The sequence below is a fragment of the Pseudoalteromonas sp. Ps84H-4 genome (genome assembly GCF_024124645.1).
In the GTDB taxonomy this organism is placed as follows: Bacteria; Pseudomonadota; Gammaproteobacteria; order Enterobacterales; family Alteromonadaceae; genus Pseudoalteromonas; species Pseudoalteromonas lipolytica_C.
Genome location: NZ_JAMXSK010000003.1, coordinates 163,879 through 186,992 on the forward strand (window position 1 = coordinate 163,879; position 23,114 = coordinate 186,992).

General features: G+C 41.1%; 20 protein-coding genes. 16 read left to right on the forward strand and 4 right to left on the reverse strand.

Translation table 11 applies throughout. The features are described 5' to 3' along the window. The first annotated feature begins 29 nt into the window (after positions 1 to 29). The 6 genes from msbA to tcdA are packed head-to-tail and all read left to right on the forward strand — an operon-like array spanning position 30 to position 5,152. Positions 30 to 1,772 (forward strand): lipid A export permease/ATP-binding protein MsbA, encoded by a 1,743-nt coding sequence (gene msbA / locus NH454_RS05415; protein ID WP_253038435.1) that lies wholly within the window; start codon positions 30 to 32, stop codon positions 1,770 to 1,772. Then, positions 1,772 to 2,749, forward strand: coding sequence for a tetraacyldisaccharide 4'-kinase (gene lpxK, locus NH454_RS05420; RefSeq protein WP_253038437.1), 978 nt, complete (start codon positions 1,772 to 1,774; stop codon positions 2,747 to 2,749). Before msbA ends, lpxK begins: the two co-directional genes overlap by 1 nt. Further along, positions 2,739 to 2,936 carry a Trm112 family protein gene (locus NH454_RS05425; RefSeq protein WP_036968654.1) on the forward strand — a complete coding sequence of 66 codons (198 nt, stop codon included), beginning with the start codon at positions 2,739 to 2,741 and terminating at the stop codon, positions 2,934 to 2,936. The genes lpxK and NH454_RS05425 overlap by 11 nt, the downstream gene beginning before the upstream one ends. After that, on the forward strand, positions 2,924 to 3,679 hold the full coding sequence (gene kdsB / locus NH454_RS05430) for a 3-deoxy-manno-octulosonate cytidylyltransferase (protein ID WP_253038438.1): 756 nt from the start codon (positions 2,924 to 2,926) through the stop codon (positions 3,677 to 3,679). Before NH454_RS05425 ends, kdsB begins: the two co-directional genes overlap by 13 nt. Before the next feature lie 3 nt (positions 3,680 to 3,682). Beyond that, the gene (locus NH454_RS05435; protein ID WP_253038439.1) at positions 3,683 to 4,357 is read left to right on the forward strand and encodes a TIGR01621 family pseudouridine synthase; all 675 of its coding nucleotides are present in this window, start codon (positions 3,683 to 3,685) and stop codon (positions 4,355 to 4,357) included. Next, entirely contained in the window at positions 4,358 to 5,152 is a 795-nt protein-coding gene (tcdA, locus tag NH454_RS05440) for a tRNA cyclic N6-threonylcarbamoyladenosine(37) synthase TcdA (protein ID WP_253038440.1), read from the forward strand. Between the two features lie 3 nt (positions 5,153 to 5,155). Here tcdA and NH454_RS05445 read toward each other — a convergent pair whose 3' ends face one another. From NH454_RS05445 to NH454_RS05455, 3 genes are all read right to left on the reverse strand, one after another. After that, complete coding sequence (locus NH454_RS05445) at positions 5,156 to 5,569, reverse strand: SufE family protein (RefSeq protein ID WP_135924768.1); 414 nt, start codon at positions 5,567 to 5,569, stop codon at positions 5,156 to 5,158. 13 nt (positions 5,570 to 5,582) lie between these two features. After that, positions 5,583 to 6,797 (reverse strand): SufS family cysteine desulfurase, encoded by a 1,215-nt coding sequence (locus NH454_RS05450; RefSeq protein WP_235382752.1) that lies wholly within the window; start codon positions 6,795 to 6,797, stop codon positions 5,583 to 5,585. A 111-nt stretch (positions 6,798 to 6,908) separates the two neighbouring features. Continuing rightward, on the reverse strand, positions 6,909 to 8,195 hold the full coding sequence (locus NH454_RS05455; protein WP_135924762.1) for a citrate synthase: 1,287 nt from the start codon (positions 8,193 to 8,195) through the stop codon (positions 6,909 to 6,911). 408 nt (positions 8,196 to 8,603) lie between these two features. On the opposite strand from NH454_RS05455, the gene sdhC reads away from it, so the two are divergent. The 9 genes from sdhC to argA all read left to right on the forward strand — a co-directional run bounded on the left by sdhC (position 8,604) and on the right by argA (position 19,990). Next, positions 8,604 to 8,981, forward strand: coding sequence for a succinate dehydrogenase, cytochrome b556 subunit (gene sdhC, locus NH454_RS05460; RefSeq protein ID WP_075593614.1), 378 nt, complete (start codon positions 8,604 to 8,606; stop codon positions 8,979 to 8,981). After that, complete coding sequence (gene sdhD, locus NH454_RS05465; RefSeq protein WP_135924759.1) at positions 8,972 to 9,319, forward strand: succinate dehydrogenase, hydrophobic membrane anchor protein; 348 nt, start codon at positions 8,972 to 8,974, stop codon at positions 9,317 to 9,319. The genes sdhC and sdhD overlap by 10 nt, the downstream gene beginning before the upstream one ends. Then, positions 9,320 to 11,092, forward strand: a complete 1,773-nt coding sequence (sdhA, locus tag NH454_RS05470) for a succinate dehydrogenase flavoprotein subunit (RefSeq protein ID WP_135924757.1) — start codon at positions 9,320 to 9,322, stop codon at positions 11,090 to 11,092. Between the two features lie 10 nt (positions 11,093 to 11,102). Next, positions 11,103 to 11,819, forward strand: coding sequence for a succinate dehydrogenase iron-sulfur subunit (locus NH454_RS05475; RefSeq protein ID WP_199526437.1), 717 nt, complete (start codon positions 11,103 to 11,105; stop codon positions 11,817 to 11,819). An 84-nt stretch (positions 11,820 to 11,903) separates the two neighbouring features. Then, a complete protein-coding gene (locus NH454_RS05480) occupies positions 11,904 to 14,723 on the forward strand; it encodes a 2-oxoglutarate dehydrogenase E1 component (RefSeq protein ID WP_135924751.1) in 2,820 nt (939 codons plus the stop codon). Positions 14,724 to 14,726: 3 nt separating this feature from the next. Beyond that, positions 14,727 to 16,238, forward strand: coding sequence for a 2-oxoglutarate dehydrogenase complex dihydrolipoyllysine-residue succinyltransferase (gene odhB / locus NH454_RS05485; RefSeq protein WP_135924749.1), 1,512 nt, complete (start codon positions 14,727 to 14,729; stop codon positions 16,236 to 16,238). 177 nt (positions 16,239 to 16,415) lie between these two features. Beyond that, complete coding sequence (gene sucC, locus NH454_RS05490; protein WP_135924747.1) at positions 16,416 to 17,582, forward strand: ADP-forming succinate--CoA ligase subunit beta; 1,167 nt, start codon at positions 16,416 to 16,418, stop codon at positions 17,580 to 17,582. Further along, entirely contained in the window at positions 17,582 to 18,454 is an 873-nt protein-coding gene (gene sucD / locus NH454_RS05495) for a succinate--CoA ligase subunit alpha (RefSeq protein ID WP_036968616.1), read from the forward strand. The genes sucC and sucD overlap by 1 nt, the downstream gene beginning before the upstream one ends. Before the next feature lie 195 nt (positions 18,455 to 18,649). Then, complete coding sequence (argA, locus tag NH454_RS05500; RefSeq protein ID WP_135924744.1) at positions 18,650 to 19,990, forward strand: amino-acid N-acetyltransferase; 1,341 nt, start codon at positions 18,650 to 18,652, stop codon at positions 19,988 to 19,990. 74 nt (positions 19,991 to 20,064) lie between these two features. Here the strand turns inward: argA and NH454_RS05505 are convergent, their stop codons facing one another. Beyond that, entirely contained in the window at positions 20,065 to 21,135 is a 1,071-nt protein-coding gene (locus NH454_RS05505; protein ID WP_199526439.1) for a DUF3083 family protein, read from the reverse strand. 228 nt (positions 21,136 to 21,363) lie between these two features. Here NH454_RS05505 and glnS point away from each other — a divergent pair, with 228 nt between their 5' ends. Then, on the forward strand, positions 21,364 to 23,031 hold the full coding sequence (gene glnS, locus NH454_RS05510) for a glutamine--tRNA ligase (protein WP_253038441.1): 1,668 nt from the start codon (positions 21,364 to 21,366) through the stop codon (positions 23,029 to 23,031). Positions 23,032 to 23,114: the final 83 nt, after the last annotated feature.

Below are 23,114 nucleotides of genomic sequence, written 5' to 3' on the forward strand. Positions count from 1 at the left end.
TAGTCGAAGTCTATGAATAAGAGAGTGTTATGGATCAAACTACATCCCAAATTTATAAGCGATTAATCAGTTATGTGGGTGATTATAAATTAATCGCGTTTTTCGCCATTGTTGGCATGGTTGGCTATTCTGCCATGGATGCACTGTTTATCAATTTAATGAAACCTTTTATTGATGAAGGCTTAAATGCTCGTAATACTGATGTATTAACTTATGCACCATTCGTTGTTATCGCGTTAGTGCTTGGTCGAGGCATGTTTAATTACATGTCATCTTACTGCTTGAGTTATGTTGGCTCCCAAGTTGTTAGAACTCTTCGCCAACAATTATTCGAACATATATTACATTTACCTGTGTCTTTTCATGACAAAAATTCTAATGGTGATTTAATTTCTAAAATCACTTTCGATACAGAGCAAGTACAACAGGCAATTACTAAAGCGCTGTTAATTGTGGTGAGAGAAGGGGCGTTTGTTGTTTTTTTACTTTTCAATATGTTTTATACAAGTTGGAAGTTATCGCTGATTTTCTTGGTTATTATTCCACTGGTGGCAGTGATTGTTGCCTTCGTATCGAAACGCTTTCGGATGATCTCTAAAAAAATTCAATCAGCGATGGGGCAAGTTACTCGTAGTTCAGAGCAGATGCTCTCTGGGCATAAAGTAATCCACGGATTTGGTGGTCAGCAGCAAGAGATTGCTCAGTTTTCAGCGATTAATAACCATAATCGTCAGCAACGCATTAAAATGGATGCAACAAAGGCGTTAAGTGTTTCGGTTATTCAGATCTTAGCAGCGAGCGCAATGGCAGTGATTTTATGGGTCGTGTCAATGCCATCAATGATAGACACAATCAGCTCTGGTGATTTCGTATTACTAATATCATCAATGATGATGTTATTACGTCCACTTAAGCAACTTTCAAATGTAAATAGTGACTTACAACGTGGTATTTCTGCAGCACAAAGTATCTTTTTGGTACTTGACGAAGATGTAGAAAAAGACACTGGCACCTATAGTATTGATAAAGTGACAGGGCACATTGAAATAAACAACGTTACTTTCAAATACCCAACTAAAGATGAACCAGTTTTGAAAAACTTGTCGCTAACGATTAATGCCGGCGAAAGCATTGCATTAGTGGGGCGCTCTGGTTCAGGTAAATCGACCATTTCAAATTTATTGCCACGTTACTATGAGCTAGAAGGTGAAAGTGAAATTTTACTCGATGGTGTCAATATCGCTGACTACAAGCTAACGGATCTTCGTAAGCAATTTGCATTGGTTTCACAGCAAGTGGTGTTATTTAACGATACTATTGCAAATAACATATGCTATGGCCTTGAACGTGAACTCAGTAATGAAGAGTTAATGGCGGTTGCCAAACAAGCCCATGTTTGGGAATTTGTTAAAGACTTGCCAGAAGGTTTAAATACCATGGTGGGTGAAAACGGCGTGATGTTATCTGGCGGTCAGCGTCAACGTATCGCGATTGCACGTGCCATTTTAAAAGATGCACCTATTTTAATTCTCGATGAGGCGACATCAGCTCTCGATACTGAGTCTGAAAAGCTGATCCAGCATGCACTTGATAGCTTAATGAAAGAAAAAACATCAATTGTGATAGCACACCGTTTATCAACAATAGAAAACAGTGATTGTATTTATGTTATTGATCATGGTCAGGTTATCGAAAAGGGCACGCATAGCGAGCTGCTTGAAAATGACGGCACCTATTCCGCTCTTTGTAAAATGCAATTTGGTGAGCAGTAGTGAGTGTTATTGAAAAAAGCTGGTATAAAAAACCAGGTTTACTCAGTGTTTTACTATTACCTTTGAGTGTGCTTTTTTGGCTAATCTCAACGCTTCGTGTATTGCTATACAAGCTTAATATTCTGAAGGCTTTTAAAGCGCATGTACCTGTTATAGTGGTTGGTAACATAAGTGTGGGTGGCAACGGCAAAACGCCATTTGTAATTTGGCTTGCTGAGTTCTTACAACAACAAGGTTTAAAAGTGGCGGTGATCAGTCGTGGTTATGGTGGTCAGTCTGACTCGTATCCATTGTTAGTTACTGATGAGACGACTACAACACAAGCGGGTGACGAACCTGTACTTATTAGACGTCGTTTAGGTTGTGTTGTTATGGTTGGACCTGACCGTCAAGCCAGTATTAAAAAATTAGAACAGCACGATATTGATGTCATCATTTCTGATGATGGTATGCAACATTACAAAATGGCCCGAGATATAGAATGCTGTATAGTTGATAGTGAACGCCAGTTTGGTAACGGTTTATTAATGCCAGCAGGTCCACTTCGTGAAACCAAAGCGCGCTTAAAATCGGTTGATTTAGTCATAGAAAATGGCGGCAATGCACAAAGCCGCTATGATTTAGCATCGAGCCCATTTCGAACCGTGAGTGATTCAACACTCGCCAATTCAGTTCAAGATAAAGGCCATGCAGTCAGTGCTATTGGTAACCCCAAACGCTTTGAGATAAGTCTTGAGCAGCAAGGCATTAACTTGCTATCGACTCATCATTTTCGCGATCACTATGCCTATCAAGCAAGTGACTTTACTATGTTTGGTGATGACGCTGTTTTTATGACAGAAAAAGATGCAGTTAAATGCTTTAGCTTTGCCAAGCCAAATTGGTATTATTTGCCTGTTGATGCAAAGCCGACAACAACGGTTATCGAAAAACTAAATTTATTATTAAAACAAAAAGGGATCCTCAATGGCCTTTGATACAAAATTACTTGAAATTATCGCCTGTCCAGTGTGTAAAGGTAAATTACGTCTTGATAAAGAAAATCAAGAGCTGATTAGTACAGCAGCGAAACTTGCTTATCCAATCAAAGACGATATCCCAGTGCTTTTAGAAAATGAAGCACGTGAACTAAGCCAAGAAGAGGTTGATAAGTGGAATTCGTAGTTGTAATTCCTGCCCGTTACGCATCGACACGTTTACCAGCTAAACCACTTGCTGATATATGTGGTAAGCCAATGATCCAACATGTTTATGAAAAAGCAGTTGCTTCAGGCGCATCACACGTTTATGTTGCCACCGATCATCAAGCAGTATTTGACGCTGTTAGTGAGTTTACAAGTAATGTTCTAATGACGCGTGAAGATCATCAATCAGGGACAGAGCGTTTAGCTGAAGTGGTTGAACAACTCCAACTTGAAAGTGATACCATTGTTGTTAACGTGCAAGGTGATGAGCCTTTATTAGCTAGTGAAAATGTCTCGCAAGTGGCTAAACTGCTCGCTGATTCTGATGCGCCTATGGCAACATTGAGCACAAGTATTGATGATATCGACGATATTTTTAACCCTAATTGTGTAAAAGTGGTTAGCGATGCGCACAACAATGCAGTGTATTTTTCGCGTGCAACCATTCCTTATTATCGTGATGCGATGATGAGTAATCAAACTGATAAAATCAATCTTGATGATTATGCCCGCCATATTGGTATTTATGCTTACCGAGCAGGGTTTATTACTCAATATATTGAGCTGCCAGAATCTCCGTTAGAGGTCCTTGAATCTCTAGAGCAGCTTCGTGTGCTTTATCATGGTTATAAAATCAAAATAGCTAAGGCATTATGTGCTCCACAAGCAGGTGTAGACACGCCAGAGGACTTAGCCCGCGTCATTGCAGTGCTGAGTAAATAATCAATGCACGATGTAAATACAGTTCATCTTCATGCAAGTGAAGATGACTTTTTTGTATTTTATAAACCCGCAGGTGTAAGCTTTCATAGTGAAGAGTGTGCTGGTTTTGTTGTACTTGCAGAGCAACTTGTAAACGAAAAACTATATCCTGTACATCGCCTTGATAAAGTCACCTCGGGTTTAATTATTTTAGCCCGTCACAAAGAAGCAGCAGCAAAGTTCACTGCGCTATTCAGCGCCCATCAAGTGCATAAATTTTATCTTGCACTCAGTGATGCAAAACCAAAGAAGAAACAAGGTTGGATAAAAGGGGATATGGAAAAAAGTCGTCGGGGCGCTTTTAAATTGCTAAAGAGCCAAACCAACCCGGCTGTTACCCGCTTTTATTCAAAAAGTATTCGCCCTGGGCTACGTGCCTACCTATTAAAACCTTTTTCGGGTAAAACACATCAACTAAGAGTCGCGATGAAAAGCTTGGGTGCGCCAATTCTTGGTGATAGCACGTATGCAGGAAGTAAAGACGAGCGCACAAATTTGCATGCTTATGCACTACAATTTAGCTATAAAGGGCTGCTTAAAGAGTATCGATGCGATTACACTTTGGGTGCTCATCTCAATGAAGTTTTTAACTCAGACGAATTCAAAGAGTGGACAGCTCCTTGGACGTTGGATTGGTAAATGAAAGAAACAACACAAGACATCCGTTTTGGTGGCATTAAACGTTTATATGGTCATCAGCAATTTGATTGGTTACAACAAGCACATTTTTGTGTCATTGGTATTGGTGGTGTAGGTAGTTGGGCCGCTGAAGCGCTAGCTCGCACGGGTGTAGGACAACTAACCTTAATAGATCTTGATGATATTTGTGCAACTAATGTTAATCGTCAAATCCATGCTTTGACTGGCACCGTAGGTGAAGCAAAAGTTGAAGCGATGAAAACACGTTGTGAGCTGATAAACCCAGATATCAAAATTAATGTTATTGATGACTTTATAACGCTAGATAATATTCGTGAGCATATTCAAGGCTTTGATTATGTGATTGATTGTATTGATGCAGTGAAAGAAAAGGCAGCGTTAATTGCACATTGTAAGCGTGTAAAATTACCCGTTATTACAACCGGTGGCGCAGGCGGACAAACTGATCCGAGCCAAATTAGCTTTGGTGATGTAGCTAAGACAACCCATGATCCTTTGCTTGCAAAAGTACGGTATATTTTGCGAAAACAGTACAACTTTAGTAGCAATCCAAAGCGTAAATTTAACGTAGATTGTGTTTATTCAACTGAACAGCTTGTATATCCAACCTCTGAAGGCGAAGTTTGCCAAGCAAAACAAGGCGCAGATGGTTCAATGAATATGGATTGTAACAATGGTTTTGGCTCAGCCACAATGGTAACAGGAAGCTTTGGCTTTTTTGTCGCAGCCAAAGCAATCAGAAAATATTTAGATAAAAAACAGCGTTCTTTATAACATTTAGCGGTTTTGCTCAGCCATGGTTTGAATTTTATCAACCATGGCTTTGATGCCATTGCCGCGAGAAGGGCTTAAATGGCTAATTAGACCGAGTCGTTCAAATTCATCATAGGCATTTATTTGTGCTGCTTGTTCCGGTGTTAGACCATTGTATAAGGCTAAAATTAAAGCCAATAGTCCTTTAACGATACGGGTATCTGAATCACCAGCTAAAACAAGGCTATTTTCTGTATGATCAAAGTCGATATATAGCCACACTTTACTTTCGCAGCCTTTAACTAGGGCATCATCTACTTTAAGCACTTCTGGCATAACTGGTAATTGCTTACCTAATAGCATTATCTGGCGGTATTTTTGCTGCCAACCTGCAGCTGTTTCAATGTTTTTACTAACGGCTTCAAACGTTGAATTCATAACTTATCCAAATTTAATCTAATAACTCAATACTGTTTTTAAGAGCATCAATAAACGCATCTACATCATCTTTATTGTTATATAACGCAAAGCTTGCTCTTACTGTACCAGGAATGTGCAAATGGCTCATTATAGGTTGTGTGCAATGGTGGCCACTGCGCACGGCCACACCAAACCCATCAAGCAGAGTGGCTAAATCGAAGGGATGTTCATCGCGATAATTAAAACTAATGTTACCAATGTTATGTATTTGGTTTGAATAGATATTAATACCATCAATAGCTGATAATTGTTTTATCGCATAGTCAAAAACTGTATGCTCATGTTGACGCATTTGCTGAAAATCTAACGATGTTAAATACTTTATTGCCTCACTAAAGGCGATTACACCCGCAATATTAGGTGTTCCTGCTTCAAATTTACCCGGTGCATCCCGAAAAGTGCTTTGCGTGAGGCTCACTGTTTCGATCATTTCGCCACCGGTTTGATAAACATCGAGCGAATTTAACAGCTCGAAACGTCCATAAAGACCACCCAGACCTGTAGGCCCGAGCATTTTGTGGGCAGAAAATACGTAAAAGTCACAAGAAATTTCTTGTAGATTAGGGCGTAAATGCATCGCAGCCTGCGCACCATCAATCACAGAAATAGCATTAATGGCTTTACATGCTGTAATGATAGGCGCTAAATCAGTGATATTACCTAATGTATTTGATGCATGAGTAACAGCAACTATCTTAGGCTGATACAGTTTTATAAACTCACTGCACCTTACGCTATCAATGACCAAGTCATCTTCAATAGGTAAAATAATCAGTTCTGCACCAGTACGCTTTGCTAGTTGTTGCCATGGCACTATGTTGGCGTGATGTTCAATCGCAGAGATAGCAATTTTATCGCCTGGTTTAAGCCGTGAAGCCAGACCATTTGCGATTAAATTAATAGATTCAGTCGCTCCTTTGGTCCACACTAACTCATTGGCTTTAACAGAAAAATAATCTGCAAGTAGCGTTCTGGTGTGTTCATATTGGCGGGTCGCGTTTTCACTGAGTGTATGACGGCCACGATGCACATTGGCATTCTCATGACTATAAAAACGGGCAAGGGCATCAATAACTGCTTGTGGCTTTTGTGAGGTCGCTGCTGAGTCTAAATACACCAGAGGCTGCTCATTAACCGTTTCATTCAGTAATGGAAAGTCAGCGCGTATTTTTGCAATATCGAACATGGAAGGCCTTAAGCTACGAGAATGCGACGATTTTAATTACTTTGCACAAATAGACAAGTGCAGGGCAACAAAAAAGGCCGCATAGCGGCCTTTTTTAAACGCAAATTCGTATTAACGCTTGTCTGTTGGTACGTAATCGCGTGAAGTTTCACCAGTGTATAACTGACGAGGACGGCTGATCTTGTGACCAGGTTGAGAAAGCATCTCATCCCAGTGAGAGATCCAACCAACAGTACGTGACATTGCAAAGATTACAGTGAACATGCTTGTTGGAATACCGATAGCTTTTAAGATGATACCTGAGTAGAAGTCTACGTTAGGGTAAAGTTTCTTCTCAACGAAGTATGGGTCTTCTAGTGCAATTTGCTCAAGCTTCATTGCGATATCAAGAAGTGGATCTTGAATGTTTAGCTCAGCTAGTACTTCGTGACATGTTTGACGCATTACTGTCGCACGTGGATCGAAGTTTTTGTATACACGGTGACCGAAGCCCATAAGACGGAATGGATCTGACTTATCTTTTGCTTTAGCAACGTATTCGTCGATACGGTCTACTGAACCGATTTCTTCTAACATGTTAAGACATGCTTCGTTAGCACCACCGTGCGCAGGACCCCATAAAGATGCGATACCAGCCGCGATACACGCGTAAGGGTTTGCACCTGATGAACCAGCTAAACGTACAGTTGACGTTGAAGCGTTTTGCTCGTGGTCTGCGTGAAGCATGAAAATTTTATCCATTGCTTTAGCAAGAACAGGGCTAACTTTATATTCTTCAGCAGGTACTGAGAACATCATGTGTAAGAAGTTTTCAGCGAAGCTTAAGTCGTTACGCGGGTGTACAAACGGTTGACCTACGTTGTATTTGTAAGCCATAGCAGCGATTGTTGGTAACTTAGCAATTAGTTTGATTGCACTAGTTTTACGTTGTGTTGCATCAGTGATGTCTAAATCTTCGTGATAGAAAGAAGATAAAGCACCTACAACACCACATAGCATCGCCATAGGGTGAGCATCAAAACGGAAACCTTGGAAGAAGTTTGCGATTTTAGTATCAAGCATAGTGCTATGCGTGATTTCTTTTGCAAACTCATCGTATTGTTCTTTAGTTGGTAATTCGCCGTTTAACAGTAAGTAGCAAACTTCGATGTAGTTAGACTCATCAGCTAGTTGCTCAATTGGGTAACCACGGTGTAGTAATACACCTTTACCGCCGTCGATATAAGTGATTGAAGATTCACAAGAACCGGTCGACATGAAACCTGGGTCGTAAGTGAAGTAGCCATGAGAACCTAACGTACGTACGTCGATTACGTCTTGGCCAGCAGTGCCTTGGTAAATTGGAAGTTCGATTGGATCAAGACCATCAATATGGACCGTGGCTTTATTATCCGCCATCTATTTATCTCCTATTAAGATAACAACTCTGATTGTTATGTTCTGAATCTGTTTAAGCACATTCTTTTCATTTTAACGTGAAAGAGGGGTGTAAAGTCAATTTTTATAAACATTATGCATAAATGGATAATAAATATTCTGCCAGGATTAAATATTATACCATTGGCTAATTCGCAAACGACTCTTACTAAACAAGAATTGTAAAAAGACCTTTGGCTATATATACTATCCAAGGTTTTATACCGTATTGTCTGTAGGTAAACTTTATTTTTACATTTAAGTTTTGCATAAGTGTGAACTTTTTGTGTATCAACACGGTTTACTTAGATAGTTCCATCGAAATTCATTTTGATGGGTTTAGAAAAACAAGTAGATGAGCTCCTAAGTGGGCAAGATGGGCAAGTAACTGTGAAAAAGCAAAGACCTGTAAATCTAGATCTAACAACTATATCTATGCCGGCAACGGCTAAAGCATCAATTCTTCACCGCGTCACCGGTGTGGCACTATTTTTTGCTTTAACGTTTGTCATTTGGGCTTGGTCTGAGTCTCTTTCTTCTCCAGAAGGTTTTGAATTCGTCAAGGGTCTGTTCAGCGGATTCATTGCCAAATTCATAGCGTGGGGTACCATTTCTGTGTTGGCATATCACCTAATCGGTGGTGTTCGTCACATCATTATGGATATGGGTCACTGGGAAGAACTTGAATCAGGTAACTTCAGCGCTAAAGTTGCGATGGCTTTAGGTGTTGTAGCTGCAATTCTAGCAGGAGTGTGGATATGGTTTTAAATCAAGCAACTCTTAAACGTGATGGTGTACAAGATTTTGTATCACTTCGTACAACAGCATTAATAATCAGCGCTTATGCGATTTTTATTATCGGCTATTTTTTATGTACACCAGAAGTCACTTTTGAAGCCTGGCAAGGCCTATTCTCTAATCTAGCAATGAAAGGGTTTACACTAATTGCCCTTGTTTGCATTATGGTTCACACCCGTATCGGTCTTTGGCAAGTTCTAACTGACTATGTCAAAAATGCGAAATTACGTGCTGTTTTAGGCTTTGTATTAAACCTTATGGCCGTTGCTTACGTAGCAATTGGTCTAATCGTTTTATGGGGTGTTTAAGTGAATTATTCTGTTCGTGAATTTGACGCAGTAGTAATTGGTGCAGGCGGCGCGGGTATGCGCGCAGCACTTGCTATTACTGAATCAGGCAAAACCTGTGCACTTATCTCTAAAGTTTTCCCTACACGTTCTCACACTGTGTCAGCACAAGGCGGCATTACTGTTGCGTTAGGTAACTCGCATGAAGATAACTGGGAATGGCACATGTACGATACTGTTAAAGGTTCTGATTTTATCGGTGACCAAGACGCTATCGAATATATGTGTAAAACAGGCCCAGAAGCTATTACTGAATTAGAAAACATGGGCTTACCATTTTCTCGTTTTGAAAATGGCCGTGTTTATCAACGTCCTTTCGGCGGTCAGTCGAAAAACTTTGGTGGTGAACAAGCAGCACGTACTGCAGCAGCAGCTGACCGTACTGGTCACGCACTGTTACACTGTCTTTACCAGCAAAACGTTAAAAACAAAACAAACGTATTTTCAGAGTGGTATGCACTAGATTTAGTTAAAAACAGCGATGGTCATGTTGTTGGTTGTACAGCAATCGACATTGAATCAGGCCAAGTTGTTTACTTCAAATCAAAAGCCGTTGTTTTAGCAACAGGTGGTGCAGGTCGTATCTACGCATCAACAACTAACGCACACATCAATACAGGTGACGGCGTTGGTATGGCAACCCGTGCTGGTGTTGCATTGCAAGATATGGAAATGTGGCAATTCCACCCAACAGGTATCGCAGGCGCTGGTGTACTAGTAACTGAAGGTTGTCGTGGTGAAGGTGGTTACCTTCTAAACAAAGACGGCGAACGCTTCATGGAACGTTACGCGCCAAATGCTAAAGACTTAGCATCTCGTGACGTTGTTGCTCGTTCAATGATGACTGAGATCCGTGAAGGTCGTGGTTGCGATGGTCCTTACGGTCCACATATCAAGCTTAAACTTGACCACTTAGGTGAAGAGACGCTTAATTTACGTCTTCCTGGTGTATGTGACCTTGCGAAAACATTCGCACACGTTGACCCAGCTAAAGAACCAATTCCAGTAATTCCAACATGTCACTACATGATGGGTGGTGTACCAACTAACGTAAATGGTCAAGCATTACAAATCGATGCAAATGGTCAAGAGAAAGTAGTTGAAGGTTTATTCGCTGTGGGTGAAATTGCCTGTGTATCTGTACACGGTGCTAACCGCCTAGGTGGTAACTCACTTCTTGACTTAGTTGTGTTCGGACGTGCAGCTGGTAACTTCTTAGGTAAATACCTAAATGGTGTTGAAGCAGGTAAAGATGCGTCTGAATCAGATCTTGAAGCATCACTTGCGCGCTTCAACCGTTGGGAAAGCTCTAAAGCTGGCCAAGGTGAAGACCCAGTTCAAATCAAGAAAGACCTACAAATGTGTATGCAGCTTAACTTCTCGGTGTTCCGTGAAGGTGATGCAATGGCTACAGGTCTTAAAGAGCTTAAAGAAATTCGTGAACGTCTGCAGTATGCTCGTCTTGACGACAAGTCAACAGAGTTCAACACTGCGCGTATCGAATGTCTAGAGTTAGACAACTTAATGGAAACAGCTTACTCAACTGCAGTAGCTGCAAACTTCCGTACAGAAAGCCGTGGTGCACATTCTCGTTTTGACTTCCCAGATCGTGATGACGATAACTGGTTATGTCACTCTATCTTTAACCCAGTTACAGATGAAATGACAAAACGTGAAGTAAACTACGCGCCGAAACTGCGTGAAGCTTTCCCACCTAAAGCACGTACATACTAGGAGCGAGACGATGGCACAAGTACAATTTTCCGTTTATCGTTACAATCCAGATGTTGATAATGCACCACGTATGCAGGACTTCACGCTAGAAACGCAAGAAGGCCAAGATATGATGGTTTTGGATGCTCTAATGAAACTAAAAGAGCAAGATCCAACATTATCATTCCGTCGTTCATGCCGTGAAGGTGTGTGTGGTTCTGACGGTATCAACATGAATGGTAAAAACGGTTTAGCATGTATTACTCCTTTATCAACGCTACTTAAAGGTGGCAAAGGTAAAATCGTAATTCGTCCATTACCTGGTTTACCTGTGGTACGTGACCTTGTTATTGACATGAGTCAGTTCTACACTCAATACGAAAAAGTTAAGCCTTATCTAATTAATGACACGCCAGCGGCGGGTGAGCGTCTTCAATCTATCGAAGAACGTGATAAGTTAGATGGCTTATATGAGTGTATTTTATGTGCATGTTGTTCTACATCGTGTCCTTCGTTCTGGTGGAATCCAGACAAGTTCATCGGTCCTGCGGGTCTTCTTCATGCGTATCGTTTCTTGGCTGATAGCCGCGATACAGCGACTGAAGAGCGTCTTGCAGATCTTGACGATGCGTTCAGCGTGTTCCGTTGTCACAGTATTATGAACTGTGTTAGCGTGTGTCCTAAAGGTCTTAATCCGACTAAAGCAATTGGACAAATCAAATCAATGCTTTTAAACCGCGCTGTTTAAAGCTTGAATATGTAAGGTGGTTAAGTGATTAACCACCTTGTTTTTACAACAATTAATTTCTGCGCTAAAGAAAAGGGCTTATAAATGCACGAAGGTGTGATGAAGGCATGGCTAGAATCTTCTCACTTAAACGGCGGAAACGTTGCTTACGTAGAAGAGCTTTATGAAGCGTACTTAGATGATGCGACTTCTGTGCCAGAAGAATGGCGAGAAGTGTTCGAACAATTACCAAAAGTAGATGGTGTGGATGTTGACGTAAAACATTCAGAGGTTCGTTCACAATTTGCGGAGCTTGCTAAAAACAAGCATAGAGAAGTAGTGGTAGCAGAGGGTGGCTCTGGCGATCCTAAACAGGTCAAAGTGCTACAACTTATTAATGCTTTCCGTTTCCGTGGTCACCAAAATGCTAACCTAGATCCATTAGGTATCTGGGAACGCGAACGAGTTCGAGATCTTGAACTTGAATACCACGATTTATCTGAAGCTGATTTTGACCGTGAATTCAATGTGGGTTCGTTTGCCGTAGGTCGCGACACCATGCCTTTAGGTGAGCTATACCAAGCACTTAAGACCACGTATTGTGGGTCAGTTGGTGCAGAGTATATGCACATCACTTCAACTGAAGAAAAACGTTGGTTACAACAGCGTTTAGAATCAGTGCAATCACGTCCAACGTTCTCTAAAGAAGAAAAGCTACGTATCCTTAAAGGATTAACAGCTGCAGATGGCCTTGAAAAATATTTAGGGGCTAAGTTCCCTGGTGCAAAACGTTTCTCACTTGAAGGTGGTGATGCGTTGGTACCAATGCTTAAAGAACTAATTCATCGTGCAGGTGAAAGCGGACAAAAAGAAGCTGTTATTGGTATGGCTCACCGCGGTCGCTTGAACGTACTAGTGAACGTTTTAGGTAAAAACCCATCAGAATTATTCGATGAGTTCGCTGGTAAACACAAAGATACTTTAAGCTCAGGTGATGTTAAATATCACATGGGTTATTCATCTGACTTCGCTACAAAGGGTGGCAACGTGCATATGGCACTTGCGTTTAACCCATCTCACCTTGAAATCGTTAACCCAGTAGTTATGGGTTCGGTACGCGCTCGTTTAGACCGTTTAGGTGATAAGTCAGGTATTAAAGCATTACCAATTACTATTCACGGTGACTCTGCAATCGCAGGTCAAGGTGTTGTTCAAGAAACATTTAACTTATCGCAAACTAATGCATTTAGTTGTGGTGGTAGTATCCGTATCGTGGTAAACAACCAAGTTGGTTTTACAACGTCAAAACAAGCGGATGTTCGTTCTACACCATACTGTACTGACATTGCGAAAATGGTTCAGGCACCTATTTTCCACGTTAATTCTGACGATCCAGAAGCGGTTGCATTTGTTACTCAAATCGCACTTGATTTCAGAAACCAATTCAAACGTGACGTTGTAATTGATTTAGTATGTTATCGCCGTCATGGTCATAACGAAGCGGATGAGCCGAATGCGACTCAACCACTTATGTACCAGAAAATCAAAAAACACCCAGTTCCACGCCTAATTTATGCTGACCAACTTGTGTCTGAAGGTTCATTTACAGAAGATGAAGTCAAAGCACTTGCTGATGAGTACCGTAACGGTCTTGATGGCGGTAACTGTGTTGTTGAAGAAATTCAACCAGAAACATCTCACTCTTCAGATTGGGCTAAATTCGTTGGTCACGATTGGGATGTTGAGTACGATGCAAAACTTTCTGTTGAAAAACTAAAAGAACTTGGTGAAAAAGTATCAAGCTACCCAGAGAGCCACAAAGCTCAGTCGCGTGTTAAGAAAATTTACGACGACCGTAAGCTAATGGCATCAGGTGAAAAACCGCTTGATTGGGGTATGGCTGAAACGCTAGCTTATGCTTCACTTGTAGATGCGGGCACAGATATCCGTTTAACAGGTCAAGACTCAGGCCGTGGTACTTTCTTCCACCGTCATGCTGTTATCCATAACCAAAAAGATGCATCAACCTACTTGCCGCTGCAAAACATCAGCGAAAAACAAGGTTCATTTGAAGTATACGACTCAGTACTTTCTGAAGAAGCGGTACTTGCATTTGAATATGGTTACGCAACAGCTGAACCAACTTCACTTGTAATGTGGGAAGCACAATTTGGTGACTTCGCTAACGGTGCACAAGTTGTATTTGACCAATTCTTAAGTTCTGGTGAACAAAAGTGGGGCCGTTTATGTGGTCTTACATGTTTACTTCCACATGGTTATGAAGGTCAAGGCCCAGAGCATAGCTCGGCACGTCTTGAGCGTTTCTTACAATTGTGTGCTGATCACAATATGCAAGTGTGTGTGCCTTCAACACCAGCGCAAGTTTATGCAATGCTTCGTCGTCAATCTGTACGTCCTTTACGTCGTCCATTGATTGTTATGACACCTAAGTCACTACTTCGTCATCCGCTGGCAACTTCAACACTTGAAGAATTATCTGAAGGTGTGTTCCACAATATGATCGATGAAATCGATGATATTGCAGCAGATAAAGTAGAACGCGTTGTATTCTGTAGTGGTAAAGTTTATTACGAGTTACTACAAGAGCGTCGTAAACAAGAATTAAATAACATTGCTATTGTTCGTGTAGAACAATTATATCCATTCCCACACGCTGAGATGGATACAATCATGCAACGTTACCAACACGTTAAAGATTTTGTTTGGTGTCAAGAAGAGCCGCAAAACCAAGGTGCATGGTATTGTTCTCAACATCATTTTGTTGATGCAATTCCTGAAGGTGCTAAATTAACTTACGCAGGTCGTAAAGCATCAGCATCACCAGCGTGTGGTTACATGTCAGTGCATAATAAAGAACAACAAGCGCTCGTTGCAGACGCGCTTACTATTGAAAAGAAAGGATAAGCAATGAGCACAGAAATTAAAGTTCCTGTACTTCCTGAGTCGGTTGCTGATGCTACTGTTGCAACATGGCACGTAAGTGTTGGCGACAAAGTAAGCCGCGACCAAAACTTGGTTGATATCGAAACAGATAAAGTTGTTTTAGAAGTTGTTGCACCAAACGATGGTGTAATCACTGAAATTTCACAAGAAGAAGGTGCAACGGTACTTGGCGAGCAAGTAATTGCATTACTTGGTGATGCAGATGCTGCACCAGCAAGTGACGACTCTGCCAAAGAATCTGCACCAGCAAAATCAGAAGACGCGCCAGAGGCGCAATCAGCACCAGCATCAGAAGGTAAAGAAGTGGACATTAAAGTACCTGTACTTCCAGAATCAGTCGCAGACGCGACAATTGCTACTTGGCATGTTCAACCAGGTGAAGCGGTAACTCGCGATCAAAACCTAGTTGATATCGAAACTGATAAAGTTGTTCTTGAAGTGGTTGCTCAAGAAGACGGTATCATGGGTGAGCACATTCACGCTGAAGGCGAAACAGTACTTGGTGAGCAAGTAATTGGTACAGTTAAAGCAGGCGCAGCGCCAGCTAAAGCACCTGCAGCAAAAGCTGAAGAGGCTACTGCAAGCGAATCAAATGATAGCTCTGATGTGTTAACACCATCAGTTCGTCGTTTAATCGCTGAAAAAGGTCTTGATGCATCTAAAATCAAAGGCACAGGCAAAAACGGCCGTGTGACTAAAGAAGATGTCGATACTTTCTTAAAAGCACCTGCAGCAGCACCAAAAGCTGAAGCAGCGCCAGCAGCACCTATGGGTGACCGTACACAAAAACGTGTTCCTATGACACGTTTACGTAAAACTATCGCTAATCGTCTTCTTGAAGCGAAAAACTCAACTGCAATGTTAACTACATTCAACGAAGTTAACATGAAGCCAATCATGGATCTTCGTAAGCAGTATCAAGAAGTGTTCGAAAAGCGTCATGGTATCCGTTTAGGTTTCATGTCTTTCTACGTGAAAGCAGTTACTGAAGCACTTAAGCGTTTCCCTGAGGTGAATGCATCTATCGATGGTGATGATATCGTTTATCATAACTACTTCGACATCAGCATTGCGGTTTCAACTCCACGTGGTCTTGTTACACCAGTTCTTAAAGACTGTGACAAGCTATCAGTGGCAGAAATCGAAAAAGGTATCCGTGAATTAGCACTTAAAGGTCGTGACGGTAAACTATCTATCGAAGATATGACTGGTGGTAACTTCACAATTACTAACGGTGGTGTATTCGGTTCATTACTTTCTACACCTATCATCAACTTGCCACAGTCTTCAATCTTGGGTATGCATAAAATCCAAGATCGCCCAATGGCTGTTAACGGTAAAGTTGAAATCTTACCAATGATGTATTTAGCGTTATCTTACGATCACCGCCAAATCGATGGTAAAGAATCAGTAGGCTTCCTAGTAACAATTAAAGAGTTACTTGAAGATCCAACTCGTTTACTACTAGATGTTTAATCTGGTTGTATAAAAACTAAGCTGTGAACCCTGTTCACAGCTTTTTTTTTGCGCCTTTGGTCTAACTGGGGTTTTCATGTGGAGCCTTGGGATTTATACTAAGTGCGCAATTTGGGATAGCTGTTTATTTTGCATAAATATTCAGCTCTTTTAGTATAAAAAATTGGATAAAGCATCATGAATTTGCATGAGTATCAGGCAAAACAACTTTTTGCCGAATATGGTTTACCAGTTTCTCAAGGTTTCGCTTGCGATACACCTGAAGAAGCTGCAGCAGCTGCTGAGAAAATCGGCGGTGATATGTGGGTTGTTAAAACACAGGTTCACGCAGGTGGCCGTGGTAAAGCTGGCGGTGTTAAGCTAGTTAAAACAATCGACGAAGTAAAAGAGTTCGCTGCGAACTGGTTAGGTAAAAACTTAGTTACTTACCAAACAGACGAAAATGGTCAGCCAGTAGCTAAAATCCTTGTTGAAAGCTGCACTGACATCGCTAACGAATTATACCTTGGCGCTGTAGTAGATCGTGCTTCTCGTAAAGTTGTTTTCATGGCATCTACTGAAGGTGGTGTTGAAATCGAGCAAGTTGCAGAAGAAACTCCAGAACTAATTCACAAAGCTGAGATCGATCCACTAGTTGGTCCACAAGCATACCAAGCTCGTGAATTAGGCTTCAAACTAGGTTTAAACCCTACTCAAATGAAACAGTTCGTTAAGATCTTCATGGGTCTTGCTAACATGTTCAACGATTTCGATTTCGCACTATTAGAAATCAACCCGCTAGTAATTACAGACGAAGGTAACCTTCACTGTCTAGACGGTAAAATCGGTGTAGATGGTAACGCGCTTTACCGTCAACCTAAAATCCGTGAAATGCACGATCCTTCACAAGAAGATGCACGTGAAGCTCACGCTGCAAGCTTCGAGCTTAACTACGTTGCACTAGACGGTAACGTTGGTTGTATGGTTAACGGTGCAGGCCTTGCAATGGGTACTATGGACATCGTAAACCTACACGGTGGTAAGCCAGCTAACTTCCTAGATGTTGGTGGTGGTGCTACTAAAGAGCGTGTATCTGAAGCATTCAAGATCATCTTATCTGACGACAACGTTAAAGCTGTTTTAGTTAACATCTTTGGTGGTATCGTACGTTGTGACATGATCGCTGAAGGTATCATTGGCGCAGTTAAAGAAGTAGGCGTAAACGTTCCTGTAGTAGTACGTTTAGAAGGTACTAACGCTGAACTAGGTCGTGAAGTACTTGCTAATTCTGACCTTAACATCATCGCTGCTGAATCACTAACAGACGCAGCTGAAAAAGTTGTTGCTGCTGCGGAGGGCAAATAATGTCTGTATTAATCAATAAAGATACAAAAGTTATCTGTCAAGGTTTCACAGGTGGCCAAGGTACTTTCCACTCTGAGCAAGCGCTTGAGTACGGTACACAAATGGTTGGTGGTGTAAGCCCAGGTAAAGGCGGTCAAACGCACCTTGGTCTTCCAGTATTCAACACAGTACGTGACGCTGTTGAAGCAACTGGCGCAACTGCATCAGTTATCTATGTACCAGCACCTTTCTGTAAAGATGCAATCTTAGAAGCTATCGATGCTGGCATCGAGCTTATCGTTTGTATCACTGAAGGTATCCCAACACTAGACATGGTTGACGTTAAAGTTAAGCTTGAGCAAACTGGTGTTCGTATGATCGGTCCTAACTGCCCAGGTGTTATCACTCCGGGTGAAACGAAGATCGGTATCATGCCTGGTCACATCCACAAGCCTGGTAAAGTAGGTATCGTATCACGTTCTGGTACTTTAACTTACGAAGCGGTTAAACAAACTACTGACGCTGGTTTCGGCCAATCAACATGTGTTGGTATCGGTGGTGACCCAATCCCTGGCACTAACTTCATCGACGTTTTAGAAATGTTCGAAAAAGACGAGCAAACTGAAGCAATCGTAATGATCGGTGAAATCGGTGGTACTGCAGAAGAAGAAGCTGCAGAATACATCAAGCACAACGTGACTAAACCAGTTGTTTCTTACATTGCAGGTGTTACGGCTCCTCCAGGTAAGCGCATGGGTCACGCAGGTGCAATCATCGCAGGTGGTAAAGGTACTGCTGATGAGAAATTTGCTGCATTAGAAGCTGCTGGCGTAAAAACTGTACGTTCACTAGCTGACATCGGTGCTGCACTTAAAGAGAAAACAGGCTGGTAATCAGTTTTAATCTCTTAAAAAAGGCTCGCTTATGCGGGCCTTTTTTGTATCTGAGAGTTTCCTAGTTTGTGCACGAAAATTCTAGCTTTAAATTAAGAATAATAATGCTTTATTTGTGAATAAAAATTCCATACACTGATACCTTGTTTATTTGTTTTTATATAAAACGCTGTTATTAAAAAAGGTAAATATCACGTGCGTACCACAGAATTGGTAGATGGATTTCGCCAGTCAACTCCTTATGTTAATGCTCACCGAGGTAAAACTTTCGTTGTAATGCTCGGCGGAGAAGCAATTGATCAGCCAGGTTGTCGTAGCATCATTAATGATGTTGCATTATTAACGAGCTTAGGTATCAAAATTGTTTTAGTGTTTGGTGCAAGGCCACAGTTCAATGCGGCACTGCAAGAATTTGGCATAACTAGTCAGTTTCATAATGAAATACGTGTTACTGATAACGCGACTTTTGATGTAATAAAGAAAGTTGCGGGTGCAATGCAGTTCGATATTACTGCACGTTTATCGACCTCGCTAAGTAGTACTCCTATGACTGGCTCATACTTGAATGTGGTCAGCGGTAATTTTGTTATCGCTCAGCCTTTAGGAGTTGACGAAGGCATTGATTATCATCACTCAGGCCGTGTAAGACGTATTGATGTTGAAGGGATTCGTCATCAATTAAACAATAACAGTATCGTACTACTTGGTCCGATTGCCGCCTCAGTGACAGGTGAAAGTTTTAATTTAACTGCTGAAGAAATTGCCACTCAGGTTGCATTAAAACTGCGCGCTGACAAAATGCTCGGTTTTTGTAAAGAGGCCGGTATCTTGGATGAAAACGGTGAAGCAATTGCCGAGCTTATGCCAAATGAGGCAGAATCTGTCTTAGCAAACTACCGTAATCAACCTGATTCATGTTTAAGTGCAACGGTATTCTTACAAGCGGCCATTGATGCATGTCGTGGCGGCGTACATCGTTGTCATTTAGTTAGTTACAAAGAAGATGGCGCATTATTACAAGAGCTTTTCTCATTAGATGGCATTGGTACGCAAATCGCGCCGCAAAGCTCCGAACAGTTACGTAGTGCAACAATATCTGATATTACCGGGATTATTAATCTGATCAGACCGCTTGAAGAGCAGGGCTATTTAGTTAGGCGTTCTAGAGAGCAGCTTGAGATAGAAATAGAGCAATTTACTGTCATTGAGCGTGATGGTTTAATTATCGCCTGTGCCGCTTTATACCCATTTGCTGAAGAACAAGTGGGGGAGTTTGCAAGTCTGGCTGTTCATCCACAATACCGAGATGCAGATAGAGGGAGTTACCTACTGCGTTTTATTATTAATAAAGCTAAACGTGCTGGTTACTCGCATTTATTCGCTTTAACCACACGCAGTATTCATTGGTTTTTAGAACAAAGCTTTGAATTGGTGACCGTTGATGAGTTACCGGCGAAGAAAAAGGCACTGTATAACTATGAGCGCCGTTCTAAAGTACTGCGACTGGACCTTACTAAACTAAGTAAAAACCGTTGATAGGACAACTGAGTGGGTTGCTATAAAAAAGGTGACGCATGTGCGTCACCTCTAATTCTATATATTGTATTTAATTAATACTCATAGTTAATGTGCTGATAAAAGCGCACACGTAAATCTTGGCGCGTTGGATTAAAGGCCAGCTCGTCAGTTACTTCATTAATTGCGCTTTGCACTTGATTCATAAACTTACCATAACCAATGTCATGCTTGTCTTTATCGGCTGCGGCAATCACAAAATGTAGAGAATCAACAAGTTGATTTGCATCCCAATAATGTTGTAATTGCACTTGCTCTGAGCTGCAATCAAAGGTTAGCTTTTGCAGTTCACTGTTACTTTGTGCGTTATCAATATTGCTATTACGAACAATAGGGCGGGTACCATTAGCGATAAAAGCACCAAGGGTTAGCGCTCGTTTTTCGCAAGCTCGTTTAAATGCATCAAAAATATATTGATAAAATTGCGTGTAATTCTCTTCATTCAACATATGTTGAAATTGCGTTTTAATCGCGCGGGTTACTGGAATAGAAAACCCAGCATAAGTCATTTCACTGTGCTGTGTTGGTAAATGACATTGGCGAGATTGATAGCGTGGATATAAGCTACGCAATTTATAGCCATAGCTTTCTTTGTGACCTTTTGCTTTAGCAAATAAATCATAAGTAAGATGCTGGTGATCGCGAATTTTAAGTGGAGGTTGACCGCTTAATAGCTTTTCTTGTAATGAGTTTATTACGCGCTGTACGTTATGGTGAAAACTTGCTGCATTAGCACGAATATCTTCACCTGTAGCCAAAAATAATAAACGAATTTTTTTGCATTTTACTTCATCAGCGGCAAACACATTATGTGCTTCGTGGTATTGTGGGTTATAGAAAAATAAAATCTGCTTAGCGGTTTCTAAACTATATGCCTCATCATGGTAACGAACGACAGGTAACTTATCGTTAGCGATCAGATGTACATTGTGCAGTTCATATTCATCACATAGTGCAAATAACTCCCTTGCAAGACGCTTATAAGCACAGCTTACATTACTAAACTGAGCAAAAAACTCATCAGTAGGTTTAAACTCAACTAGCACATACTGGTTAGCACGCGCAGAGCTTGGAATATAGACTCTATGTTGATTGAGCGAAGCCATCTTTTTTCCTTATTGGTAGTGAAACTGACGGCACTATATCGCTAGTCAATGATCATTTTATTGCGTTAGAACAATTTTTTTACCGATTTTGCAGCGTCTGTAAACAATGTATTCAATAATCGGCTTATTATCTTCAATAAACATGGTTCAACTACTGTATGTTAGGGTTTGTTTTTGTAATAATGCATTAGTTTTGTCACCATGCAATATTTTGAGGATTATGCTCCTATGGCGGAAATTGAGAATCGCCCAAGTAACTTTATTAGAACGCGTATCGACGAAGATCTCGCAAGCGGTAAGCATGCGACTACACACACGCGTTTTCCACCTGAACCAAACGGTTTTTTACACATTGGTCATGCAAAGTCTATCTGTTTAAATTTTGGTATTGCCCAAGATTATCAAGGTCTTTGTAACTTACGTTTTGATGATACGAATCCAGAAAAAGAAGACATCAATTACGTAAATTCAATTAAAGAAGATGTGCAGTGGTTAGGTTTTCAGTGGGATGGTGAAATTAAGTATTCATCTAACTATTTCGATGCGTTATACGGCTATGCTGTTGAGCTTATCGAAAAAGGCCTTGCGTATGTGTGTTTCTTATCGCCAGATCAAGCACGTGAATACCGTGGTACTTTAAAAGAGCCAGGTAAAAATAGCCCGTACCGTGATACGCCAGTAGAAGAAAACCTAGCGCTATTTGAAAAAATGCGTAATGGCGAATTCAAAGAAGGCGAGTGTGTACTGCGTGCTAAAATCGATATGGCAAGTTCATTCATGGTATTGCGTGATCCGATTTTATACCGTGTACGTTTTGCTCACCACCACCAAACAGGTGATAAGTGGTGTATTTACCCAATGTACGACTTCACGCACTGTATTTCAGATGCACTAGAAGGTATCACGCATTCATTATGTACGCTTGAGTTCCAAGATAACCGTCGTTTATACGATTGGGTATTAGATAACATCAGCCTTGAGTGTCACCCACAGCAAATCGAGTTTTCACGATTAAACCTTGAATACACCATTATGTCTAAGCGTAAATTAAACGACTTAGTGGTTAATGGTCATGTTGAAGGTTGGGACGACCCACGTATGCCAACGATTGCTGGTCTGCGTCGTCGCGGTTATACACCTGCATCAGTACGTGAATTCTGTTCTCGCATCGGTATCACCAAGCAAGAAAACATGGTTGAAATGGGTATGCTTGAAGCGTGTATCCGTGAAGATCTTAATGAGCATGCACCGCGTGCAATGGCTGTTCTTGATCCGGTGAAGATTGTTATCGAAAACTATGATGCAGATAAAGTAGAGACTTTATCAGTTGCCAATCACCCGAATAAAGAAGAGATGGGCCGTCGTGATGTGCCTTTCACACGTGAGATTTATATTGAGCGTGAAGACTTCCGTGAAGAAGCAAATAATAAGTTTAAACGTTTAGTACTTGATAAAGAAGTACGTTTACGTGGTGCTTATGTAATTAAAGCTGAGCGTGTTGAAAAAGACGAGAACGGTGAAATCAGCACTATTTTCTGTTCTTACGATCCAGAAACGCTAGGTAAAAACCCAAGCGATGGCCGTAAAGTTAAAGGTGTAATCCATTGGGTATCAGCCAGTGAGTCAATCACCGCTGAAGTACGTTTATACGACCGTTTATTTAACGTACCAAACCCAGCTGCTGCTGAAGACTTCAATGCAACGCTAAATCCAGAATCACTCGTGGTTCTTGCTAACGCGAAACTTGAACTGTCTCTTGCTAATGCACAAGCAGAGCAGGGCTTCCAGTTTGAACGCATGGGCTATTTCTGTCGTGATAACAAAGCCGACTCACTAGTATTTAATCAAACTGTGGGTCTTCGTGATTCATGGGCAAAGATTGAACAAAAGGGCTAAACTTTTAACTAATTGTTTAAGTTTCTAAGCTTAATAAAAAACCCTTTCACTTTTAAAGTGAAAGGGTTTTTTTATAACTATTA

Coding starts and splice junctions, on each gene's coding strand:
- msbA (WP_253038435.1), top strand. CDS start 30: ATGGATCAAACTACATCCCAAATTTATAAGCGATTAATCAGTTATGTG.
- NH454_RS05455 (WP_135924762.1), bottom strand. CDS start 8,195: ATGGCGGATAATAAAGCCACGGTCCATATTGATGGTCTTGATCCAATC.
- NH454_RS05425 (WP_036968654.1), top strand. CDS start 2,739: ATGGCCTTTGATACAAAATTACTTGAAATTATCGCCTGTCCAGTGTGT.
- NH454_RS05505 (WP_199526439.1), bottom strand. CDS start 21,135: ATGGCTTCGCTCAATCAACATAGAGTCTATATTCCAAGCTCTGCGCGT.
- glnS (WP_253038441.1), top strand. CDS start 21,364: ATGGCGGAAATTGAGAATCGCCCAAGTAACTTTATTAGAACGCGTATC.
- NH454_RS05445 (WP_135924768.1), bottom strand. CDS start 5,569: ATGAATTCAACGTTTGAAGCCGTTAGTAAAAACATTGAAACAGCTGCA.
- NH454_RS05475 (WP_199526437.1), top strand. CDS start 11,103: ATGGCACAAGTACAATTTTCCGTTTATCGTTACAATCCAGATGTTGAT.
- NH454_RS05435 (WP_253038439.1), top strand. CDS start 3,683: ATGCACGATGTAAATACAGTTCATCTTCATGCAAGTGAAGATGACTTT.
- sucC (WP_135924747.1), top strand. CDS start 16,416: ATGAATTTGCATGAGTATCAGGCAAAACAACTTTTTGCCGAATATGGT.
- NH454_RS05450 (WP_235382752.1), bottom strand. CDS start 6,797: ATGTTCGATATTGCAAAAATACGCGCTGACTTTCCATTACTGAATGAA.
- sdhD (WP_135924759.1), top strand. CDS start 8,972: ATGGTTTTAAATCAAGCAACTCTTAAACGTGATGGTGTACAAGATTTT.
- odhB (WP_135924749.1), top strand. CDS start 14,727: ATGAGCACAGAAATTAAAGTTCCTGTACTTCCTGAGTCGGTTGCTGAT.
- sucD (WP_036968616.1), top strand. CDS start 17,582: ATGTCTGTATTAATCAATAAAGATACAAAAGTTATCTGTCAAGGTTTC.
- tcdA (WP_253038440.1), top strand. CDS start 4,358: ATGAAAGAAACAACACAAGACATCCGTTTTGGTGGCATTAAACGTTTA.
- NH454_RS05480 (WP_135924751.1), top strand. CDS start 11,904: ATGCACGAAGGTGTGATGAAGGCATGGCTAGAATCTTCTCACTTAAAC.